At 63.7% G+C, this 19,642-nt stretch carries 21 protein-coding genes; 6 read left to right on the forward strand and 15 right to left on the reverse strand.

From position 1 onward, the window contains the following. Positions 1-63: 63 nt before the first annotated feature. Positions 64-735: a hypothetical protein gene (locus ACKFRT_RS10500; RefSeq protein WP_408925238.1), complete on the forward strand. Its 672-nt coding sequence runs from the start codon at positions 64-66 to the stop codon at positions 733-735. Here the strand turns inward: ACKFRT_RS10500 and ACKFRT_RS10505 are convergent. From ACKFRT_RS10505 to ACKFRT_RS10520, 4 genes are read right to left on the reverse strand one after another with little or no spacing between them, the layout of a single operon-like run. Beyond that, a complete protein-coding gene (locus ACKFRT_RS10505) occupies positions 732-1,994 on the reverse strand; it encodes a hypothetical protein (RefSeq protein ID WP_408925239.1) in 1,263 nt (420 codons plus the stop codon). The genes ACKFRT_RS10500 and ACKFRT_RS10505 overlap by 4 nt on opposite strands. Before the next feature lie 23 nt (positions 1,995-2,017). Next, the gene (locus ACKFRT_RS10510) at positions 2,018-2,188 is read right to left on the reverse strand and encodes a hypothetical protein (protein WP_408925240.1); all 171 of its coding nucleotides are present in this window, start codon (positions 2,186-2,188) and stop codon (positions 2,018-2,020) included. A 35-nt stretch (positions 2,189-2,223) separates the two neighbouring features. Further along, complete coding sequence (locus tag ACKFRT_RS10515) at positions 2,224-3,144, reverse strand: C40 family peptidase (protein ID WP_408925241.1); 921 nt, start codon at positions 3,142-3,144, stop codon at positions 2,224-2,226. Between the two features lie 2 nt (positions 3,145-3,146). Continuing rightward, complete coding sequence (locus ACKFRT_RS10520; RefSeq protein WP_408925242.1) at positions 3,147-3,458, reverse strand: hypothetical protein; 312 nt, start codon at positions 3,456-3,458, stop codon at positions 3,147-3,149. Positions 3,459-3,575: 117 nt separating this feature from the next. On the opposite strand from ACKFRT_RS10520, the gene upp reads away from it, so the two are divergent. Continuing rightward, a complete protein-coding gene (gene upp / locus ACKFRT_RS10525; protein ID WP_408925243.1) occupies positions 3,576-4,214 on the forward strand; it encodes a uracil phosphoribosyltransferase in 639 nt (212 codons plus the stop codon). Here the strand turns inward: upp and ACKFRT_RS10530 are convergent. Beyond that, positions 4,185-5,720 (reverse strand): phospho-sugar mutase, encoded by a 1,536-nt coding sequence (locus ACKFRT_RS10530; protein ID WP_408925244.1) that lies wholly within the window; start codon positions 5,718-5,720, stop codon positions 4,185-4,187. The two genes, upp and ACKFRT_RS10530, sit on opposite strands and share 30 nt — an antisense overlap. Continuing rightward, positions 5,717-6,529 carry a purine-nucleoside phosphorylase gene (locus ACKFRT_RS10535; RefSeq protein WP_296212935.1) on the reverse strand — a complete coding sequence of 271 codons (813 nt, stop codon included), beginning with the start codon at positions 6,527-6,529 and terminating at the stop codon, positions 5,717-5,719. Before ACKFRT_RS10535 ends, ACKFRT_RS10530 begins: the two co-directional genes overlap by 4 nt. A gap of 57 nt (positions 6,530-6,586) precedes the next feature. On the opposite strand from ACKFRT_RS10535, the gene ACKFRT_RS10540 reads away from it, so the two are divergent. Next, positions 6,587-7,819 carry an amidohydrolase gene (locus ACKFRT_RS10540; RefSeq protein WP_296212937.1) on the forward strand — a complete coding sequence of 411 codons (1,233 nt, stop codon included), beginning with the start codon at positions 6,587-6,589 and terminating at the stop codon, positions 7,817-7,819. Here the strand turns inward: ACKFRT_RS10540 and ACKFRT_RS10545 are convergent. The 6 genes from ACKFRT_RS10545 to ACKFRT_RS10570 form a co-directional block, all read right to left on the reverse strand. After that, complete coding sequence (locus ACKFRT_RS10545; RefSeq protein ID WP_296212938.1) at positions 7,800-8,120, reverse strand: hypothetical protein; 321 nt, start codon at positions 8,118-8,120, stop codon at positions 7,800-7,802. The two genes, ACKFRT_RS10540 and ACKFRT_RS10545, sit on opposite strands and share 20 nt — an antisense overlap. An 85-nt stretch (positions 8,121-8,205) precedes the next feature. Continuing rightward, positions 8,206-8,370 (reverse strand): DUF1707 domain-containing protein, encoded by a 165-nt coding sequence (locus ACKFRT_RS10550; protein WP_408925245.1) that lies wholly within the window; start codon positions 8,368-8,370, stop codon positions 8,206-8,208. A gap of 23 nt (positions 8,371-8,393) precedes the next feature. Further along, complete coding sequence (gene glpK / locus ACKFRT_RS10555; RefSeq protein ID WP_408925246.1) at positions 8,394-9,944, reverse strand: glycerol kinase GlpK; 1,551 nt, start codon at positions 9,942-9,944, stop codon at positions 8,394-8,396. Between the two features lie 36 nt (positions 9,945-9,980). Continuing rightward, entirely contained in the window at positions 9,981-10,598 is a 618-nt protein-coding gene (locus ACKFRT_RS10560; protein ID WP_408925247.1) for a hypothetical protein, read from the reverse strand. A gap of 24 nt (positions 10,599-10,622) precedes the next feature. Continuing rightward, on the reverse strand, positions 10,623-12,422 hold the full coding sequence (locus tag ACKFRT_RS10565) for an acetyl/propionyl/methylcrotonyl-CoA carboxylase subunit alpha (protein ID WP_408925248.1): 1,800 nt from the start codon (positions 12,420-12,422) through the stop codon (positions 10,623-10,625). 56 nt (positions 12,423-12,478) lie between these two features. After that, entirely contained in the window at positions 12,479-13,345 is an 867-nt protein-coding gene (locus ACKFRT_RS10570) for a sulfurtransferase (RefSeq protein WP_408925249.1), read from the reverse strand. Positions 13,346-13,496: 151 nt separating this feature from the next. Between ACKFRT_RS10570 and ACKFRT_RS10575 the strand changes: the two genes are divergently transcribed. The 3 genes from ACKFRT_RS10575 (at position 13,497) to ACKFRT_RS10585 (ending at position 17,424) form a co-directional block, all read left to right on the forward strand. Then, positions 13,497-14,561, forward strand: coding sequence for a Cj0069 family protein (locus tag ACKFRT_RS10575; RefSeq protein ID WP_408925250.1), 1,065 nt, complete (start codon positions 13,497-13,499; stop codon positions 14,559-14,561). Positions 14,562-14,675: 114 nt separating this feature from the next. After that, positions 14,676-16,172: a 2-methylcitrate dehydratase PrpD gene (prpD, locus tag ACKFRT_RS10580; RefSeq protein ID WP_408925251.1), complete on the forward strand. Its 1,497-nt coding sequence runs from the start codon at positions 14,676-14,678 to the stop codon at positions 16,170-16,172. Between the two features lie 19 nt (positions 16,173-16,191). Further along, a complete protein-coding gene (locus ACKFRT_RS10585; protein ID WP_408925252.1) occupies positions 16,192-17,424 on the forward strand; it encodes a bifunctional 2-methylcitrate synthase/citrate synthase in 1,233 nt (410 codons plus the stop codon). Between the two features lie 5 nt (positions 17,425-17,429). On the opposite strand, the gene ACKFRT_RS10590 is transcribed toward ACKFRT_RS10585, so the two are convergent. From ACKFRT_RS10590 to ACKFRT_RS10600, 3 genes are read right to left on the reverse strand one after another with little or no spacing between them, the layout of a single operon-like run. Next, complete coding sequence (locus ACKFRT_RS10590) at positions 17,430-18,014, reverse strand: Maf family protein (RefSeq protein WP_408925253.1); 585 nt, start codon at positions 18,012-18,014, stop codon at positions 17,430-17,432. A 3-nt stretch (positions 18,015-18,017) separates the two neighbouring features. Beyond that, complete coding sequence (locus ACKFRT_RS10595) at positions 18,018-18,212, reverse strand: acyl-CoA carboxylase subunit epsilon (RefSeq protein ID WP_408925254.1); 195 nt, start codon at positions 18,210-18,212, stop codon at positions 18,018-18,020. 10 nt (positions 18,213-18,222) lie between these two features. Beyond that, on the reverse strand, positions 18,223-19,587 hold the full coding sequence (locus tag ACKFRT_RS10600; protein ID WP_408925255.1) for an acyl-CoA carboxylase subunit beta: 1,365 nt from the start codon (positions 19,585-19,587) through the stop codon (positions 18,223-18,225). Between the last annotated feature and the right edge of the window lie 55 nt (positions 19,588-19,642).

Raw genomic sequence — 19,642 nt, forward strand, 5'->3', positions numbered from 1 at the left:
TGGTAAGCCCAGACGAGCTCTTTTGTTAGTAGCTGCCCTTGAATGACCGGAAGTGATTGATCCATGAATAACCCCAATCCCTACGGCGCGATGGGGGGAAACGCTCAGTTTGGATACAGCTACCGTCCGCAACCAAACCCGTCGTATGGCTCCCGCCCCGGCACATGGATGCTGCTCGTCTCCGGCGGCGCTACAGCTTTAGCCCTGCTTATATTCACTACGAGCTTTCTCGGATGGACGGAGCTGAGGTTTAACTACGATGAAGGAATTATGAGGCTGAAGGTGAACGGCTGGGGCAGGGTTGTCGTCACAGGTGCTCCGGAGGGTGCTGACGTTGTTGATTCGAAGTTCAGCAGTGCCGGGGTCGGCGTACCAGCCAATGTCACAGCCCTGTCGCTCCTGATTGTGGGTGCCGTCATGTTGTGGCAGGCGGTGAAGCCGCGTGTGGCCTTTTCCATGTTTATTGGCGCGGGTCTGGTGGTTCTAGGCTGGGCGATCTGGTCGATCATGAAGATCCAGCGAGCATTGAAGGCCATGGAGAGGGAAGAGGGCGCTCGACTGCGGGAAGAAGGCCTGGTTTTCGAGGAGGTGTTCCAAGGGAATGCAGAAATCGGCGTTTATTTTGCAATCGCCCTTTCGTTGGCGGCCGTCTCTCTTGGTGTATTTGCGCTTTTCAAATACAACAGCCAGGCGAAGATGCCCTGGGGCTGGCCGGGCCAGCCATCTAATTTCTAAAAGCGCGTAAAGCGCTTAATCAGGCCCTCTTCCAGAGCCTTCCAGCCCTTGGCCTCCTCGTCGAAGGGGGCAGAGGGCTGCGAGTCGGACGGGGAGCCCAGCATGTAGGCCAGGTAGTTCTGTAGCTTCGGGTAGCTCAGCAGGATCTTGTTCACACCGTCGTCGCCCGCCCAGTCCGCAGCATCTGCCAGCAGCTCGTAAGCGCGACCTAGCTGGTCGGTATCCACCGCGTCGATGGATTCCGAAATGTCATCGTGCAGGCCAGCGAAGGAGTACTGGTTCGAGTCGTGCACCGTGACCTCCAGCTCGCCGGCGTTGGCGGCACTGACCAGGTCGCCCCAGGTATCCAGCTCTTCGAGGTCGTGATCGTGGGCGTCGATAAGCCACCGCACCAGAGCACGAGAGTTCGGGAAGGTGTTGATCTCCCCGTGGCGGCCCAGGAAGCGGGGCTTGTCGTCGACATAGCAGCGCAGGGTGTAGACGTACTGGCCGTTCAGACTGATGCGGATCGGATCGATGCCGGCCTCCGCCCAGATGGTCTTGTCGTAGGGGTCGATGTCGGCACTGTCCGTGGACTTGGCCGCGGCTGCTGCCTCGGCCTCCTTCTCCTTCTGGCGCTTCTCACGGGCCTCCTTGGCCTCGTCGATGCGCTTCTGCGCGTCCTCCACCTTCGCCTCATCGACCTCTGGCTCCGTCAAGCGGTCCTCGACGTCGTCGAGCATGCCCTTCCAGCGATCCAGCACGGTGCGGCCTACGCCAGACCATTCCTCCAGGCCGTTCTGCGACTGGTAGTGGTCCGGGCCACGGCGCACGTTATCCAGGATGGAGTAAGAGTGGAACCAGTTGTTTACGCTCTTTAGCCCCAGCACGTTACCCATGGAACGCAGCAGGTCGAAGCCGCGGGAGACAGCAGAGGTGGACTCGTAACCGGGGCGCTGAGCCAACTTCCGTGGAACCTCGATGAGGCTGATCGTGCCGGCGCGGGCAGGTACCACGTTGGTCACCATGTCGGACTTAAACTGCGCCCACTTCGGGTGCTCGGCCAGCTCGTTGCGGCCGCCATCTTCCAGGAAAGCCAGCAGCTTAGCGGGAGAATCGAAGACGAAAAGATCGTCGTCGTCGCCCAAGAAGCCCTGCCAGCGCTCACCCTTGACCAGCCAGTTCGGGGCCCACAGGGTGTACCAGGTGCCGCTGGTGATCTCTAACTCCACGGCGACGATGCCGTTGCCGAATGTCCTCAAGCCATTATCTGCTGCCATGGCTAGGCATTCTACTAGGTCGTTTAGTCCTGCGTTTGATCTGCCCGCCGGGTGCGCAGCTCCGCAGTCAGCACCGCCGGCACGGTCTCTGGCATCTCGCCCAAGAACTGCGCTGTCAGGTATTCCCGCGGCGGGGGAGTGCTCACAATGCGCGCCAGCCCGCTGCCGTGGGAACGTCCGTTGATGAGTGGCATGGTGTGTTCTCCTCTTTTCGCCTGTGTCTGTTTACTTAGGCCGCCGTCGGCCGGTAGAACCCCTTGAAGGTCATTCCGCTGTTGTCTTGCCGGATGGGGCTAATCTGCACCGGGTTGCCGGCCTCGATCATGTTGCCGCCGTCCACGATCATCGCCACATGCCCATCCCACACTGCGAGGTCGCCCGCCTGCACGGCTGCCCGTGAGATTTGTGGCCCGACCGCCTGCGCACTTGCCGTCCGCGGCAGATCCACACCGGCCTGCTGGTAGGCCCACTGCACCAGCCCGCTACAGTCCAGCCCCTTACCCGGCACTGTCCCACCCCACTGGTACGGGGTGCCCAGCGCGGTCTTCGCCGCAGCCACCGCCCTATGCGCCTTATCCGACGGTGCGCCCGGCTCGCTGTGGTTATCTTGTGACGCCACCGCCTCCACCGCCGCCGCATCCGGATTCTTCACGGGCAGCCGCTCGGGGATGTGCTCGTCCTTCACCTTGTTCACGTCCAGGGTCAGCCCGCGCAGCTGGTCTTCCAGCGTGTGTATGCGAGATTCTGTCCGTCCCACGTGTTGCAAAACCACCGGCACGGCCGCGCCCAGACCATTCACCCAGCCCAGTGGGCCAGCCATGCCGCTGGTGGCCACCGCCTGGCCGACCTCCCGCACGCAGTCGTCGAAGATGATGCTCAAATCCCCGATTGCCCGCTCTACGGCCTGGGCTGCCTGCCCGGCCAGCTTGTCCAGTGCGCCGCCTGCGCCTAAGGCCTGGGAGACCGTCCGGGCGGCGGAGTCTAGGGACCCGTGTACGTTATCGCCCGCTCGTCCCTGCAGCGCGGCAGCTGCCAGGTTCCCCAGTTCCTCCAGTCCTCCCATTCCGGGCACGGCGGCACTTACGCCCGGGGTGAAAGGCGAGGGGATCGCCGCAGCCAACGGCGCCACCAGGCTCGCAATGTCTAGCACGGTTAAACCTCCATCAGCCCGCCGAGCACCCTGGAGTATTCGCCCTCATGCCCGTCTAGTCCGCGATCGATGCTGGCCAGGGCAGACGTGGCGTCGCTAAAATAACTATCCGCATCCCCCAACAACCGTTCGTGGGCTTCCCGCGCTAGCGTCAGTGCACGCAGAAAATCCCCCAGCGCCGTCGGCGCTACCGGCCCCAGCACCCCGTGCAGCGGTGCGACCCGCCCCTGCAGCGCTGAACCCACGTCGTGCGTACGCCCCCTGAGCTGCCTCAGCAGATCCGAATCGGCCGCGAGCACGTTCCCTAAAGGCATTGAAACCCCTCCCCAAAAATCACACTCAGATCAGTTAGACTCCGCTCAGTTAGACTCCGCTGCGGGCACAAAGGTTCAATCGGGGATCAACGCGGGTATCAACTACAGTGGGGAAGCATGGACATTCAGGTGGTTAATCATCCGCTCGTCGCCGCTCGGCTCAGCATCATGCGCGACAAGAACAGCGACAACGCGCAGTTTCGCGCCGCCCTGGCCGACCTGGGCGCAATGCTGATCTACGAGGCTTCGGCGGATCTGGCGGCCGAGAACTTCGAGCTCGAGACCCCCGTCGCCATCACCCAGGGTGCACGGCTGGAAAAGCCCCCGATCATCGTGCCTGTGATCCGCGCGGGCTTGGGCATGATCGACCCAGCGCTATCCATGATCCCCGACGCACAGGTCGGCTTCATTGGGATGGCTCGCGACGAAGCTACACACCAGCCGGTGCCCTACCTGGAGGCCCTGCCGCACGACCTTTGCGACCAGCCGGTATTCCTCGTCGATCCGATGCTGGCCACCGGCGGCTCGCTGCTTCACGCCATCCGGTTGCTGGAAGACCGTGGGGCCAACGACATCACTTGCGTGTGCATGGTCTCCGCGCGGCCGGGTGTAGATGCCCTGCTGGAGGCCAACGTCGGTGTGCGCAAGCTCGTCACCGCCACCATCGACCCCAGCTTGAACGAGGACGCGTACATCGTCCCCGGACTGGGAGATGCCGGCGACCGCCTATACGGCCCCCGAAACATCGACCTGTAGACGCTCTAGCAGCGCCTCCACTTCCTGTGCGTCGGCCCCCGGCTCTGCGCTGACCTCCAGGTAGAATTTCGCCTTCGGCTCGGTGCCAGAGGCGCGCGCCACCACGCGCACGGCCAGTTCCCCGGACGTCCCCACCAGACGCACGCCGTCGGTGCGGTTGCCCGCGGAATCCTCGATGGGGCCGGCCTGCACGGCCACGCCCGCAAGCTCTACCGGCGGAGTATCCGTCCAGCGCTCGATCAACTCATGTGCCTGTGCTACGTCTTCGAACCGGGCGCTGACCTGCGCAGTTCTAAACACACCGTAGCTGGACTCAATGTCTGCCAACTCGGCGTTTAGGTCCGCCTCTGTCGCCCACGCCGCCGCGATCAGCGCCGTCGCAATGCCGTCCTTGTCGGCCACGATGTGCGGTGCCGGAGCCGTACCGATCGCCTCCTCATAGGCGAAGGCCAGCTCGCCGGGCCGCCCGTCCGCGGCGCGCGCCAGGTTCTTGAAACCGGTCAGCGTTTCCACATAATCCCAACCCTCGGCGCGCGCCATGCGCCCCAGCAGCTGCGAGCTGACCACCGTGGTTGCCACCACAGGCTTTTTCTTTGTAGACGCCCCCACGCGGCCCACCACTCGGCGCGCCAGCAAGGGGCCGGCCTCGTCTCCGCGCAGCATGTGGTACTCGCCGTCAGCGCGCTTCAGACCCAGCATGCAGCGATCCGCATCCGGATCCAGGGCAATCAGCAAATCCGCGTCGATGGCGCGCGCTTCCGCCAACAACGCGTCGGTGGCACCGGGCTCTTCTGGGTTAGGGAAGTCCACAGTGGGGAAGGTCGGATCCGGCCAGCGCTGCGAGGCCACAGAGTGAACGTTGCCGAAGCCGTTTTCGCGCAATGCCCATTCCAGGGCGTTGCCGCCCACACCGTGTAGTGGCGTGTACAGGATCTTCAGCTGTCGCCGCGGAGCCAGTTCGGACTGGCGGCCGGTGGCCACCAGGGTACCGAGGTCGGTGACGTAGCCGGAGACCGCGGACAAGTCCACCGATTTCGCCTCGGAGCGGGGGATCAGCGCCGCGTCGGTGGGTTGGGCGGCGATGTGTTCTTCAATCTGCCGGTCGGCGGGGGAGACCAGCTGTGAGCCACCGTCTAGGTACAACTTGTAGCCGTTATCCTGCGCTGGGTTGTGGGAGGCCGTGATCTGCACACCCACGTCCATCCGTCGGGAGCGCACCAGCCATGCCAGTACCGGAGTGGGAGCGGGTTCTGCGATGAGGGTGACGTCGAAACCCGCACCGGCGAACGTTTCCGCCGTCGCGCGGGCTAGGGCGTGGGAGCCGTAGCGGGCGTCGTACCCAACCGCCGCGCGAAAAACCCCGTCGGCGCGCAACGGGCGCTTCCGCTCCTGCAGCCAGGCGGCGACACCGGCGGTGGCGCGGGTGGCGGTGCCGACGTTCATCTCGTCAGCGCCGGGGCCGACCTTGGCACGCAGACCCGCGGTGCCGAACTTCAACTCGCTCATAGGTGGTTTACCAGCTCGCCCAGCAGCTGTCCCATCTCGCTGGCGGCATCCTTGCCGGCCTGCAGGACCTCCTCGTGGTTCAATGCTTCGCCGGTGATGCCTGCCGCCAGGTTCGTCACCAGCGAGATTCCCAGCACATCCACGCCCGCTTCGCGCGCCGCGATGGTCTCGTAGACCGTGGACATTCCCACCAGACCTGCGCCCAGGGTGCGCAGCATGTGGATCTCCGCCGGGGTTTCGTACTGCGGGCCGGGCATCATCGCGTACACGGCTTCGCGCATGCCCGGGCGCAGCTTCTGCACCTTGGCGCGCAGGGCGGGGCTGTAGGCATCCACCAGGTTCACGAAGTTCGCACCGGTGAGTGGAGTTTTCGCCGTGAAGTTGATGTGGTCGGCGATAAGTACCGGTTCGCCTACGCTCATGCCCTCGGTCAGGCCACCGGCAGCGTTCGTAAGCACCACCGTTTGCACACCCGCTGCAGCGGCAGTGCGTACCGCATGGGCTGTGCGCCACAACTCGTGGCCCTCGTAGGCGTGGGTGCGGCCCAGTAGCACCAGCACGTTGCGGTCGCCGATCCTTCCACTGCGCACGGTGCCGCCGTGGCCCTGCGCGGTGGGGGCGAGGAAGCCCGGCAGTTCAGACATCGGGAACTCCAACAGATCCTGTGCGCCCTCGCACAGCACATCGGCGGCGGGGCGCCACCCTGAGCCGAGCACCACTGCGCAGTCGTAGGAGTCGAGGCCCGTGCGCTCCTTCAGCGCTGCGGCAGCCTCTGCAGCCAGTTCATAGGGATTTGGGGAAGCAGTCATGCCAACCAAGGATACCGCAGGCGCTAGACTAGACAGGTCAGTAAAAGTGAGAGGGACGTGAGTATTCAAGTGCAAGACGGCACACAGGAACGCGTACAGGAAAGCAGCATCCATTCCGTTGCCCAGTTCGTGCAGAACTGGACGCGGGACAACGCCCAACGAATCGTCGACTGGCGCCGCCACCTGCACCGCAATCCCGAGCTGTCGCACATGGAGACGGAAACCACCCGCTTCCTGTCCTCCGAATTGGAGCGCGCCGGGCTGCAGCCCGTGGCTCTGCCCTCTACAGGCCTGATCGCGGACATTGGTCCGGTCGGAGCGCCCCGCATTGCCTTTCGTGGGGATATCGATGCACTGCCGTTGCAGGAGGTCACGGGGCTGGACTTCGCCTCCGAGACCCCGGGCATCATGCATGCCTGCGGCCACGACATCCACACCACGGTCGTGCTGGGCCTAGCCGTTGCTCTAGCCGATTTTGTGGACGCCCACGGGGAGGATGCCCTGGGAATCCAGGTGCGCTTCATCTTCCAGCCGGCCGAGGAAGTCATGGATGGCGGTGCGGTGGATGTGATCGAGGCCGGGGCGCTCAACGGAGTCTCCCGCATCTTCGCTGTCCACTGTGAACCAAAGCTGCGTACCGGCGAGATCGGCGTGCGCACTGGCGCTATCACCTCCGCCAGCGACGTGGTGGAGATCATCTTGCGCGGCCACGGCGGCCACACCTCCCGACCACACTTGGCGGCAGACCTGGTGTACACAGCAGGGCTTATCGCGTCGCAACTGCCCGGCCTGCTGTCCCGCACGGTGGATCCGCGCACTGGCACGGTGTTAACCTTCGGCGCGATCAACGGCGGCTCGACGTTCAACGCAATTCCGCAGGAGGTTCGCCTGCTCGGTACGTTCCGCACGGCGGAGGTTGGAGTGTGGCGTCGTGGCGAAGAGACCTTGCGCGAACTGCTAGAGCACCTGGTGGCACCTACCGGCGCCCAGCTCGAGTTGCGTTACACGAAGGGAGTGCCGCCGGTGATGAACGACGACGTCTCCACCGCCGCGCTGGCGCAGGCCGTTAACGATGTGGATCCGAATGCGTTGAAGGAGGCCCCGCAGTCTACCGGTGGCGAGGACTTCAGCTGGTACCTAGAGCACGTGCCGGGCTCCATGGCTCGCCTCGGCGCGTGGACCGGCAAGGGGGAGCGCCCCGACCTGCACCAGCCGGACATTGTCTTCGATGAACGGGCGCTGGGGATCGGTATTCGCCTCTTCGCCGGGGTTATCGACCAGTTCCGTTAAACCGCTTCTGCGCGAAGTTCATCGCGCTCGTGGTCAGTTGGTGGGTGCGCTGTTTGCGCTCGAACTTCCACTGTTCCTGCTGGGCGCGTTGCTGCATCTTCAGTTCGCGGAAACGCTGGCGCTCCAGTTGTTCTGGACTGGGCTCGTACCAGCTCTGCGGGCCGACCTTCATCACGTACAGCAGCACGAAGACCAGCGGTATCAGTAGTAACAGCACCGCAGAGTTGGCCCAGGCTTCCGCAAGTGCGATGGCCAGGCCGCCACTGCCGATCACGGTGCTCAGCAGCAGCCCCAGGCGCACGTTTCGGCCGCTGCGGTAGTGACGTTCGACCTCGCGCGCGGAATAGTAGGGAACCAGTTCGCGTGATGCCTCCAGCGGCGGCAGATCAGCGAAAAGCTGCTCCAGCTCGCGCCATCGTGGCCTGCTGCACGCGCTCCTCGTACTCGGTCATGGTGAGCCGGCCGTCGGCGAAGTGCTCACCGAGGGCGCTGATAGCGTCGCTGCGATCGACATCGGAGATACGCACATCTCTACGAGACGGTTCGTTCATACCTCTAAGTTAGCACTGAGCGTTTAATCCTCGGACCAGTCGAATGTGCGCTCCACCGCGCGCTTCCACTTGGCATAGGCGATTCTCCGCTCCTCCGGGTCGCCCTCGGGGAAGTACGTCTTTTCCTCTTGCCAGAGGGAGACCAACTCGTCGAGGTCCTGGTAAAAGCCCACGGCCAGCCCGGCGGCGTAGGCTGCGCCGAGGGCAGTGGTTTCCGAGACCTCGGGCACCGTCACTGGTACCTCCAGCTGGTCGGCCTGGAACTGCATCAACAGCGAGTTCACCACCATGCCGCCGTCCACTCGCAAGTTTTTTAGATCTACCTTGGAGTCCGCATTCATGGCCTCGACCACCTCGCGGGTTTGGAACGCAGTGGCCTCTAGGGCGGCGCGGGCGAGGTGCGCTTTCGTCACATAGCGCGTCAGCCCCGCGATGATGCCGCGTGCTTCCGGGCGCCAGTGCGGCGCCAGCAGTCCGCTGAAGGCTGGCACGATGTAGCAGCCCCCGTTGTCGTCCACGCTACGGGCCAGCGGCTCGATGTCGTCGGCAGCGTCGAAAAAGCTCAGGTTATCGCGCAGCCACTGCACCAGAGAGCCGGTGACGGCGATCGACCCCTCCAGCGCATACACAGCAGGCTGATTGCCTAAGCGGTAGGCGACGGTGGTGATCAGGCCGTGCTCGGACCACTGCGGCTCGGTGCCCGTATTCATCAGCAAAAAGTTGCCGGTGCCGTAGGTGTTTTTCGCCTCGCCCTGGTTAAAGCACACCTGACCGAAGGCGGCGGCCTGCTGGTCGCCCAGGATGCCCGCGATGGGCACGCCCTGCACCGGCCCACTGCGGCGAACCTTGCCCACAACCTCGGAAGAGCTCACGATCTCCGGCAGCATGGATTCCGGGATGCCAAACAGCTCGCACAGCTCCGGGTCCCATGTCTGCGTCCGCAGATCCATCAGCATGGTGCGGGAGGCGTTTGTGACGTCCGTGACGTGCCTAGCATTCCCAGCCCGACCCGCCTTGGACTTTTTGTGCGAGCGGCGGGTGAGTTCCCAGATCAGCCAGGAGTCGATGGTGCCGAAGGCGAGCTCGCCGTTTTCCGCTTTCTCACGCGCGCCGTCGACGTTATCCAGGATCCAGCGGATCTTTGGCCCAGCGAAGTAGGTGGAGGCGTTGAGGCCGGTGCGCTCGAAGATCATGGCCTTTTGTTCGTCACTCAGGGCGTTCACGATTTTGTCGGTGCGCGTGTCTTGCCAGACGATAGCGTTGTAGATCGGCTTGCCAGTGTTGCGGTCCCACACGACGGTGGTTTCGCGTTGGTTGGTGATGCCCACCGCGGCGAAGTCCTCCATCGGGATGTCGTGAGAGGCTGCCGCGTCGGCCATCACACGCCGGGTGTTGCGACGGATCTCTTCCGGGTCGTGCTCTACCCAGCCTGGCCGAGGGAAGATCTGCCGGTGCTCCATGTGGCTGGAGCTGATGATCTTGCCGTGCGCGTCAAAAATGATGCAGCGGGTAGACGTGGTCCCCTGGTCGAGTGCCAAAACGTAGCCCCGCTTGGAGCTTTTCCATTTAGCCAAGGTTCCAGTCAGCTGGTTTGTTAGGTTCTCTACCACTTAGTCTTCGGTGTTCTCTTCTGCAGGAGCATCTACCTTCTTCCGCTGGCTCGCAAACGCCGCCAGAATCAGGATCGCCACACCGGCCGCGCCGCACAGCATCGTCACCCATCGCAGTGCTTGCAGAGTTCCGGAGGAGAACGTCGAGATGTAGATGTTGCCCTGGTTGCAGTTGTACTTGACGTTCTCGACGTCCTCGGCGAACTTAATCGAGGTGTACACGCCCTTGTTCTTCGTCAGCGGCAGCGAGACGTCCGTGATCTCCAGATCATCCTGGTTGAATTTCAGATCCGCGGCTTCGATGCGGTCGGCGAGGTTCCTGCTGTTGCCGTCGATCAGGGTGCACTGGTTGGCGTTCAGCGCCTCTTCGTCGGCCAGCAGGAAGTACTCTTTGCCGGCCTTCACGTCGTAGCCTTTGCTGAAGTCCTTCACACCCACCAGCGACACGATGGCCGTAATGACGGCAACGATCAGCAGACCGAGACCGAGGAAGACCATACTCTTCGGTGTCTTCTTCTCGTTTTCTTCCCGCTTTGCCGGGTGCTGCACAGCGGAAGCTTCCGCTGTGGCGTTGTCGAGGGTGGAATCGGAATCGTTGTCCGGGCTACGGTGAGTCATCGTGGCTGCTTCCTGTTAAGTAATTTATTCTGCGACACTATCAGCAGAGCTGTCATCCTTCAGCTCCATCAGTGCTTGGTTCTTTGTGACGCCATCACCGCTTCCGACGCTCAGCGACTGCACCACACCGGTCTTGTGCGCCTTCACGGCGTTTTCCATCTTCATCGCCTCCAGCACCAGCAGAACGTCGCCCTCGGCTACCTCGTCGCCTTCGGAGACTTCCACCTTGATCACGGTGCCCTGCATCGGAGCAGCTACAGTGTCGCCAGTGATGGCGATGTCGGCGGCGTTCGCACGGCGTTTCTTCGCCCGGCTCACGGAGCCGCGACCTGCCAGGATCTCTCCCGGTACCAGCACCTCCACGCGGCGCCCGTCGACCTCCACGACCAGCTTTTCCTTCGGCAGCTCAGCCTCAACAGCAGTGGCGAGAGTCTCCTCGTAGGCGGGTAGCTGATTGTCCCATTCTTCCTCGATCCAGCGGGTGTACACGCGGTAGTCGCCGCCCGCGGCGACGAAGGCCGGGTCGGTCAGTGCCGCCTGGTGGAAGGGGATCACCGTCGGGATTCCCTCGACTTCGTATTCTTCCAGCGCGCGCAGGGAGCGATGGATTGCTTCGTCGCGATCCGCACCGGTGACGATGAGCTTGGCGAGCATAGAGTCGAACTGGCCGCCGACCACGGCGCCGGTCTCGATGCCGGAATCCATGCGAACGCCGGGCCCCGCGGGCTCGCGGTAAGTCTGAATGCGCCCCGGAGCGGGCATGAAGTTATTGGTCGGATCCTCGCCGTTGATGCGGAACTCGATGGAGTGGCCGTGAATCTTCGGATCCTCCGTGTGGGAGAGCTCCTCGCCACGGGCAATGCGGAACTGCTCGCGCACCAGATCCCAGCCGGTGACCTGCTCCGTGACGGGGTGTTCCACCTGCAGACGGGTGTTCACCTCCAGGAAGCTGATCAGCCCGTCGGAGCTCACCAGATACTCCACCGTGCCCGCGCCGTAGTAGCCGGCCTCGCGGCAGATGGCCTTGGCGGAAGAGTAAATACGCTGGTTCTGCTCGTCGCTGAGGAACGGAGCTGGGGCCTCCTCGATGAGCTTCTGAAAGCGACGCTGGGCGGAGCAGTCACGGGTGGAGGCCACCACGACGTTGCCGTGCTTATCGGCCAGCACCTGCGCTTCCACGTGGCGGGCGCGATCCAGGTAGCGCTCTACGAAGCACTCGCCACGGCCGAAGGCGGTGATGGCCTCGCGGGTGGCGGATTCGAAGAGATCCGGAATTTCGTCCATCGTATAGGCAACCTTCATGCCACGCCCGCCGCCACCGAAGGCGGCCTTGATGGCAATGGGTAGTCCGTGGCGCTCCGCAAAGGCGGTGACCTCTGCGGCATCCGCGACGGGTTCCTTAGTGCCCGGAGTCATAGGGGCGTCCACACTAAGGGCAATGTTGCGAGCCGTAACCTTATCACCGAGCTTGCGAATAGCCTCCGGTGGCGGGCCAATCCAGTTCAGACCCGCATCGACGACCGCCTGGGCGAAGTCCGCATTCTCCGACAGGAAGCCGTAACCGGGGTGAACCGCATCGGCGCCGGACTTGCGGGCAGCGGCGATGATCTTGTCGATGTCCAGGTAGGTCTCCGCCGAAGTCTGACCGCTGAGAGCCAGTGCCTCGTCCGCCATGCGCACAAAGGGTGCCTCGGCATCCGGATCCGCGTAGACGGCAACGGTGGCGATGCCCTCGTCGCGCGCAGCCCGGATGACGCGCACTGCGATTTCGCCACGGTTGGCGATCAGTACCTTCGTCAAGGGGGCGGCGGTGCTGGAAGTCACGGGCAATCCTTTCGGGTTATTAGTTAGGGGTTAGTTAATGAGGCTACACGCCCGGGTTAGCCACGCTCGATGGGCACGCGCATCATGTTTCCCCATTCAATCCAGGAGCCATCGTAAACGCGCACATCCTCCCACCCCAACAGGAAGCGCAGAACGAACCACTCGAGTGCGGCCCGAGCGCCGTTGTTGCAGTAGGCCACAGTGGGGCGAGAACTATCTAGCTGCAGTTCCGCGTGGGTGGATGTGATGTGGTCGATGGGGCGGAAGCGGGAGTTGGCCAACAGTGAGGAATCAGCGCGGAGGTTCACGGCGCCAGGCACGTGACCGTTGCGCCGAATGGGGTGGCCGGGCAGGATGACGTCGCCGTTGTATTCCTCCGAGTTGCGCAGGTCGATCAACTGGGAGCCCTCGAACTTGGTGCGCAGCTCGTCGACGAAGATGCGGTTGGTGTGGTCGTTGCGGCGGGCGGCCACGGAATAACCGGTCTGGTTGGGGGATTCGTCCACCGCGTAGGAGATCTCGCGTTCCTCCTGCATCCAGGCATCGCGTCCGCCGTCCAGGATGCGCACGTCGGGGTGGCCGAATAGTTCGAAGACCCACAGTGCGTATACGGCCCACAGGTTGGCGTGGTCACCGTAGAAAACCACCGTGTCGTCCCGGGCGATGCCCAGGCGATCCATCAGTTTTTCGAACTCTCGGGATCCGATCAGGTCGCGCCACACGTGGTCAGAGAGGTCCTCGTCCCACTTCAGTCGTACCGCGGTGGGAATGTGACCAATATCGTATAGCAGCGCGTCCGCGTCGACCTCTACGACCTTGAGGCCGGGGGTGCCTAGCTTCGCTCCTAGCCACGCGTTCGTGACCAGCTTGTTTGGGTGGGCATATTGCTTCAGCTGAGGGCTGGGGTCGAACTCGATTCCCATGGGTTACCTGCCTTTCGATCGTTTGAAAGTCTAGCGCCTTGTGGCGCAGTTATCTTCCACTGCCGCAAAAGGTTTCCGGCCGTAGAATTGTATGTGTTGGCTAAACGTGGCCACACGCACCGCATTTTTACTTCTAGAGCTAGGGGAAACCGTGCACAAGAACATTGTTGTCTTTGAGGTCCAGGGCGGAAACGACAAGGGTGAGGACGGCCACCGCCGCGACACCATGCCGATCGTTGAGGCTATCCGCGAGAAGGGTTGGGGGGCCGAAGTTGTCTACTTCGACCCGGAGAAAGCCGACGAGATTTACGACGAGGTTGCTGCGACCTACGATGCCTACATTTCCCGCGTTAACCCGGGCCACATTCCCGGCGGCGAAAAGGGCTACTTCGACATGCTGACCAAACTGACGGAGGAGGCCGGCCTGATCGGTATGTCTACTCCGGCTGAGATGATGGCCTACGGCGCCAAGGACGCGCTGGTGAAGTTGAACGATACCGACCTGGTGCCGGACGATACCGCCGCTTACTACGATGTCGATTCCTTCCACAAGACCTTCCCCTCCTCTCTGTCTTACGGCGAGCGCGTGCTGAAGCAGAACCGTGGCTCCACCGGCTCCGGCATCTGGCGCGTGCAGCTGGAGGACAAGCAGCTGGCCGACACGATCGAGCCGGGCACCGCGCTGCCTTTGGATACCAAGCTGAAGTGCACCGAGGCTGTCGACAACCACACCGAGGTCCGCGAACTGGGCGACTTCATGGACTTCTGCGACCAGTACATCGTTGGCGACAACGGCATGCTGGTGGACATGCGCTTCATGCCGCGCATTGTCGAGGGCGAGATCCGCATCTTGCTGGTCGGTCCGCACCCGGTGTTCGTGGTTCACAAGAAGCCGGCCGAGGGCGGCGACGCGTTCTCCGCAACCCTGTTCTCCGGTGCGAAGTACACCTACCAGAAGCCGGAGGAGTGGCAGGATCTGGTGGACATGTTCGCCGAGGCTCGCCCGGTCATTGCAGAGAAGCTGGGTGGCGACAACATCCCGCTGATCTGGACCGCCGACTTCATGCTGGCTGATGACGACGAGACCGGCGAGGACACCTACGTTCTGGGCGAGATCAACTGCTCCTGCGTGGGCTTCACCTCCGAGCTGGATATGGGCATCCAGCAGCTGGTTGCCGAAGAAGCCATCAAGCGGGTCGAGGAAAAGCACGCCTAAACACAAACTGACGTTTTGGCGTCAAAAAATGTTTGTTTAACTACATAAATTGCCGCGGGGCGTTAGAGTGAGGCGCATCACAGCCTCAATTTCCGAAAGGACCTAACCCCCGCGATGATTAACCACGACGTTCGCGTCCACCCCTCTGCCGACGACTTTCCGCAGGAAGAACACCTCGCCTGGAAGGTCGCGCAGGTCGCCGCCGACCCGGTCGAGGTGCCGCAAGATACCGCGGACATGGTGGTCAACCGCATTATCGACAACGCGGCCGTCGCTGCTGCTTCCCTTGTGCGCCGCCCCGTTACGGCGGCGCGCACCCAGGCGCTGTGCCACTCCGGGCCCAGCGCCGTTTTTGGTACGGACGCCACAGTTTCCCCCGAATGGGCTGCCTGGGCCAACGGCGTGGCGGTGCGTGAGCTGGATTTTCACGATACGTTCCTGGCCGCCGAGTACTCCCACCCAGGTGACAACATTCCCCCTATCCTGGCCGTAGCGCAGGCGCGCGGGCTGGGCGGGCACGACCTAATCCGCGGTATTGCCACGGGTTACGAGATCCAGGTGGACCTGGTCAAGGGTATTTCCCTGCATAAGCACAAGATTGACCACGTTGCACACCTGGGGCCTTCTGCGGCCGCGGGCATCGGCACGCTGCTGCGCCTTGACCCACAGGTGATTTACCAGGCCGTCGGCCAGGCACTGCACACCACCACGGCCACGCGCCAGTCCCGCAAGGGGCTCATCAGCTCGTGGAAGGCCCATGCGCCCGCGTTCGCCGGAAAGATGGCGGTGGAGGCCGTGGATCGCGCCATGCGTGGTGAGGGCGCCCCAGCGCCGATCTGGGAGGGCGAGGACGGCGTGATCGCCTGGCTGTTGGACGGGCCGGACGCTCATTACGTCGTACCCCTGCCGGAGGCGGGGGAGCCGAAGCGGGCGATCCTGGATACCTACACCAAGGAGCATTCTGCGGAGTACCAGTCCCAGGCTCCGATCGACCTGGCCCGCCGCATGCGGGACGAAATCGGGGATCTCAGCCAGGTGGAAAGCATCGTGCTGCACACCAGCCATCACACCCACTACGTGATCGGCACCGGTTCGAACGATCCGCAGAAGTTCGATCCCCAGGCTTCGCGCGAGACGCTGGACCACTCCGTGATGTACATCTTCGCCGTCGCTCTCGAGGACGGCGAGTGGCATCACGAGCGCTCCTATGCACCCGAGCGCGCCCAGCGCCCAGAAACCGTGGAGCTCTGGCACAAGATCTCCACCGTGGAGGATCCGGAGTGGACCCGCCGTTACCACTCCACCGATCCGGCCGAGAAGGCCTTCGGCTGCAAAGCGGTGGTCACTCTGCGCGACGGCACCGAGATCGTCGACGAGCTGGCGGTGGCAGACGCTCACCCGTTGGGTGCTCGCCCTTTCGGCCGCGCCGATTACATCAACAAGTTCCGCACCCTTGCCGAGGGCGTGGTGGACGAGGCTGAGCAGGATCGCTTTCTCGCCGTCGCCGAGGCCACTGCAGACCTGGCGCCTGGCGAGCTCGGCCAGCTGAACCTAGTGGTCAGCGACGACGTGCTCGCACGCGCCCCGCAGATCCCCGGCGGCATCTTCTAATTCGAAAGGACACCTCACCATGACTAAGCCCATCAAGGTTTCTAACGCACCCTTCGACCGCGGACGCACCAACTTCACCACGCCCCGCGCCCAATCCAGCAAGACCTCCAACGCCACTGGTGCTGAAAAGAACATCAACAAGGGCCTCAACGGCGTGGTGGTGGACACGTCCGGTGTTTCGAAGGTGAACCCGGAGACCAACTCCCTGACTTACCGGGGCTACCCCGTCCAGGAGCTGGCCGAGCACTGCACCTTCGAGGACGTTGCCTACCTTCTCTGGAACGGCGAATTGCCGGACTTCCGTGAACTGGAGCAGTTCCGCCAGCGCGAGCGCGCCCTGCGCCCCATCGACCGCAGCATGCTGGACCTCATCAACTCTCTGCCGAAGACCGCCCACCCTATGGACGTGCTGCGCACGGCAGTCAGTGTGTTCGGCACGGAGGACCTCAACGCGGACGACCGCAGCCCCGACGCGGTACGCCGCACGGGGCTCACGCTACTGGCGAAGCTGCCGACGATCATCGCCTACGACCTGCGTCGTCGAAAGAATCTGGAGTACATCCCGCCGTCTCGCGACCGCGACATCGCCGAGAACTTCCTCTACATGTGCTTCGGCGACGAAGAGGGCAGCCCCGCTAACAACCGCGACGATGTGGAGGCCTTCGACCAGTCCCTCACCCTGTATGCGGAGCACGGCTTCAACGCCTCCACCTTCACCGGCCGCGTGATCAGCTCCACCATGAGCGACGTCTACTCCGCCGTCACCGGCTCCATCGGCGCCCTCAAGGGACCGCTGCACGGTGGCGCGAACGAGGCCGTGATGCACAACTTCCTGGCTGTCGAGGACCCGGCAGCCGCCGAGCAGTGGGTGCTGGATCAGTGCGACGCGAAGAACAAGATCATGGGCTTCGGCCACCGCGTGTACAAGAAGGGCGACTCCCGTGTGCCCACCATGGAGGCCGCCATGCGCCGCACTGCCGCCAACCACGACGGCCAACGCTGGGTGGATATGTACGACAACATGCAGAAGGCCATGGACCAGCGCACCGGCATCCAGCCGAACCTGGACTTCCCAGCGGGCCCGACCTACTACATGCTGGGCATCGATATCCCGTTCTTTACCCCGATTTTCGTCATGGCTCGCGTCGTCGGCTGGACCGCCCACATCGTGGAGCAAAACGAGGACAACGCCCTGATCCGCCCGCTATCCAGCTATGTCGGCCCGGAGCAGCGCTCCGTCAAGGCCGACTAGCCGAACTAGCCCCACAGGTCGGAGAAGTCGTAGCCGAATTGGTTCAGCCCCCGCCGCAGGGCGGGGAGCGATAGGCCGATCACGGCCGACGGGTGCCCGTCGATGCTCTCGATGAACCACCCGCCGAGGGCCTCCAAGGTGAAGGCGCCAGCACATTCCAACGGCTCGCCAGTAGCCGCGTATGCTTCGATCGCTCGTTCGGAGACGTCGGCGAACTGAATCTGAGTGGCCACTACTTCTTCGTAGATTTGGCCCGTGGTGGCGTCAATTAGCGCATGCCCGGTGACTAGCTCCGCGCGCTTCCCGCGCTGCTGGCGCCACCGGCGCACCGTCTCTTCGCGCGTGTGCGGCTTGCCCTGCAGCTCGCCGTCGATCAGCAGCATGCTGTCGCCGCCCAGCACTAGTTCACCGTCTACCGCCCGCGCCTTCGCGGTGGCCAGGTGCTGCACATACTGCGCCGGGGTAGGGTTCACCAGCTCCGCCACCGCGGCTTCTTCGTCCACGCCGGGGGAGACCTTGCGTGGGTACACCCCGGCGGCGTTGAGCACTTTCTCCCGCGCTGGCGAGGTGCTGGCCAAGGTTAGCTCCATGGCCTAGCCTCGCGGCATCCGTGGGTTGCGAAATGCCCCCGGGTTGCCGTGTAGCACGCTGTGGCCGTAGTGCCCGCGCGTATCCGGCTTCGCGTTGCGCAGTGCCTCGGCCTCCGCGGCCAGGTCGTCGAGGATGAGCTGCAGCGCCCGGGTCTCTACCTCGTTCGGGTTTCCCTTAATTACCTGAAAATCAGTCACGCGCTTCCTCCTAGAACGGCAGGTTGTCGTGCTTGCGCGGATAGCCGTCCTCGGCCTTGCGCTCCACTAGGCGCAGGCCGTCGACGATGCGGGCGCGCGTCTCGTGCGGCGGGATCACAGCGTCTACCAGGCCGAGCTCCGCAGCGGAGTAGGGCTCCGCCTGGTAGCTATCGTCCTGCGCGATCTGCGCGGTTGGCCATGCGTACACTAGGTCGGTGCCCAGGCGCTTCGCACCCAGGGAGAGGTAAGCATCCCCGAATGCCTTGCGAGTCACCACCGCGATCTTGCCCACGCTCGCCGCGGCCGTCACGCCGATCAGCTTCGCGGTGCGGCGGAACAGCACGTCCGGTGCGTAGCCCGCCGAGTCCACGAAGGTCACTAGCGGAACGTTGAAGGCGTCGCAAAAGCGGATGAAGCGCGCTGCCTTCTCGGCCGCCGCGTCGTCGATCGCCCCTGCCTGATGTTCTGGCTGGTTCGCGATGACGCCCACACTCCGGCCGCTCACCCGCGCCAGCGCCGTAATCAGGTTCGGTGCGTGGAACTTCTGGAGTTCCAGTACAGAGCCCGCGTCGACCACACGGTTCAGCACCTCGTGCATGTCGTAGGCTTGCACGTCCGAGTCGGGGATCAGGCCGTCCAGCTCGTCTGTAGCCGCTTCCGTCTCCGTCTCGTCCCCGCGCAAAGGGAGCGCCCGGTTGTTACTGGGCAGGTAGCCCAGAATGTCCGCGACGAGTCCCAGCGCGGAAGCGTCGTCCTCGGCGACGACGTGGGCGGTGCCGTCTGTAGCGTCATCTACCAGTTCGCCGGCTCCCTTGACCGCAATGACAACGTCGGACAGAACCACCGAGTGCACCAGCGCACCGCTGGTAGGGCCGGCTACCAGGGCGATCTGCGGAACCACGCCGGAGAGCTTCGTCTGCAGGCTCTGGATGCGGGAGAAGAACTCCAGGGCGGCGATGCCCTCGTTCGGGCGGGCGCCCGCGCCCTCGTAGATGCCGATCAGCGGGGTGCCGGACTTCACGGCCAGCTCCATGACCTTCAAGATCTTCTCGCCTGCGGTCTCGCCGATCTGGCCGTCGAACAGGGTCGCATCTTGCGAGAACACGCACACCGGGCGCCCGTCGATGGTGCCGTAGCCGGAGACAATGCCGTCGGTGAGTGGGCGGAACTTGTCGGCCTTGAAGGCGGTAGAGCGGTGGCGCGCCAGCGCGTCGGTCTCCACGAAGCTACCAGCATCCAGCAGTGCGTCCACGCGACGGCGGGCACGTGGGATATCGTCCCCCTGCGGCTTGTGGGTCTCCGCGAGACGATCGCGGAGGTCGGCGATCTTCCCGGCGGTGGTCGATGTGTCGGTGGTAGAGCTCATGGTCGCCATAATACGGTGTAAAAACTTCTATGCCGTTATTGGTGGGGCTAGAGTGTCTTGGGGA

The organism is Corynebacterium jamesii (assembly GCF_046097395.1).
GTDB lineage: Bacteria > Actinomycetota > Actinomycetes > Mycobacteriales > Mycobacteriaceae > Corynebacterium.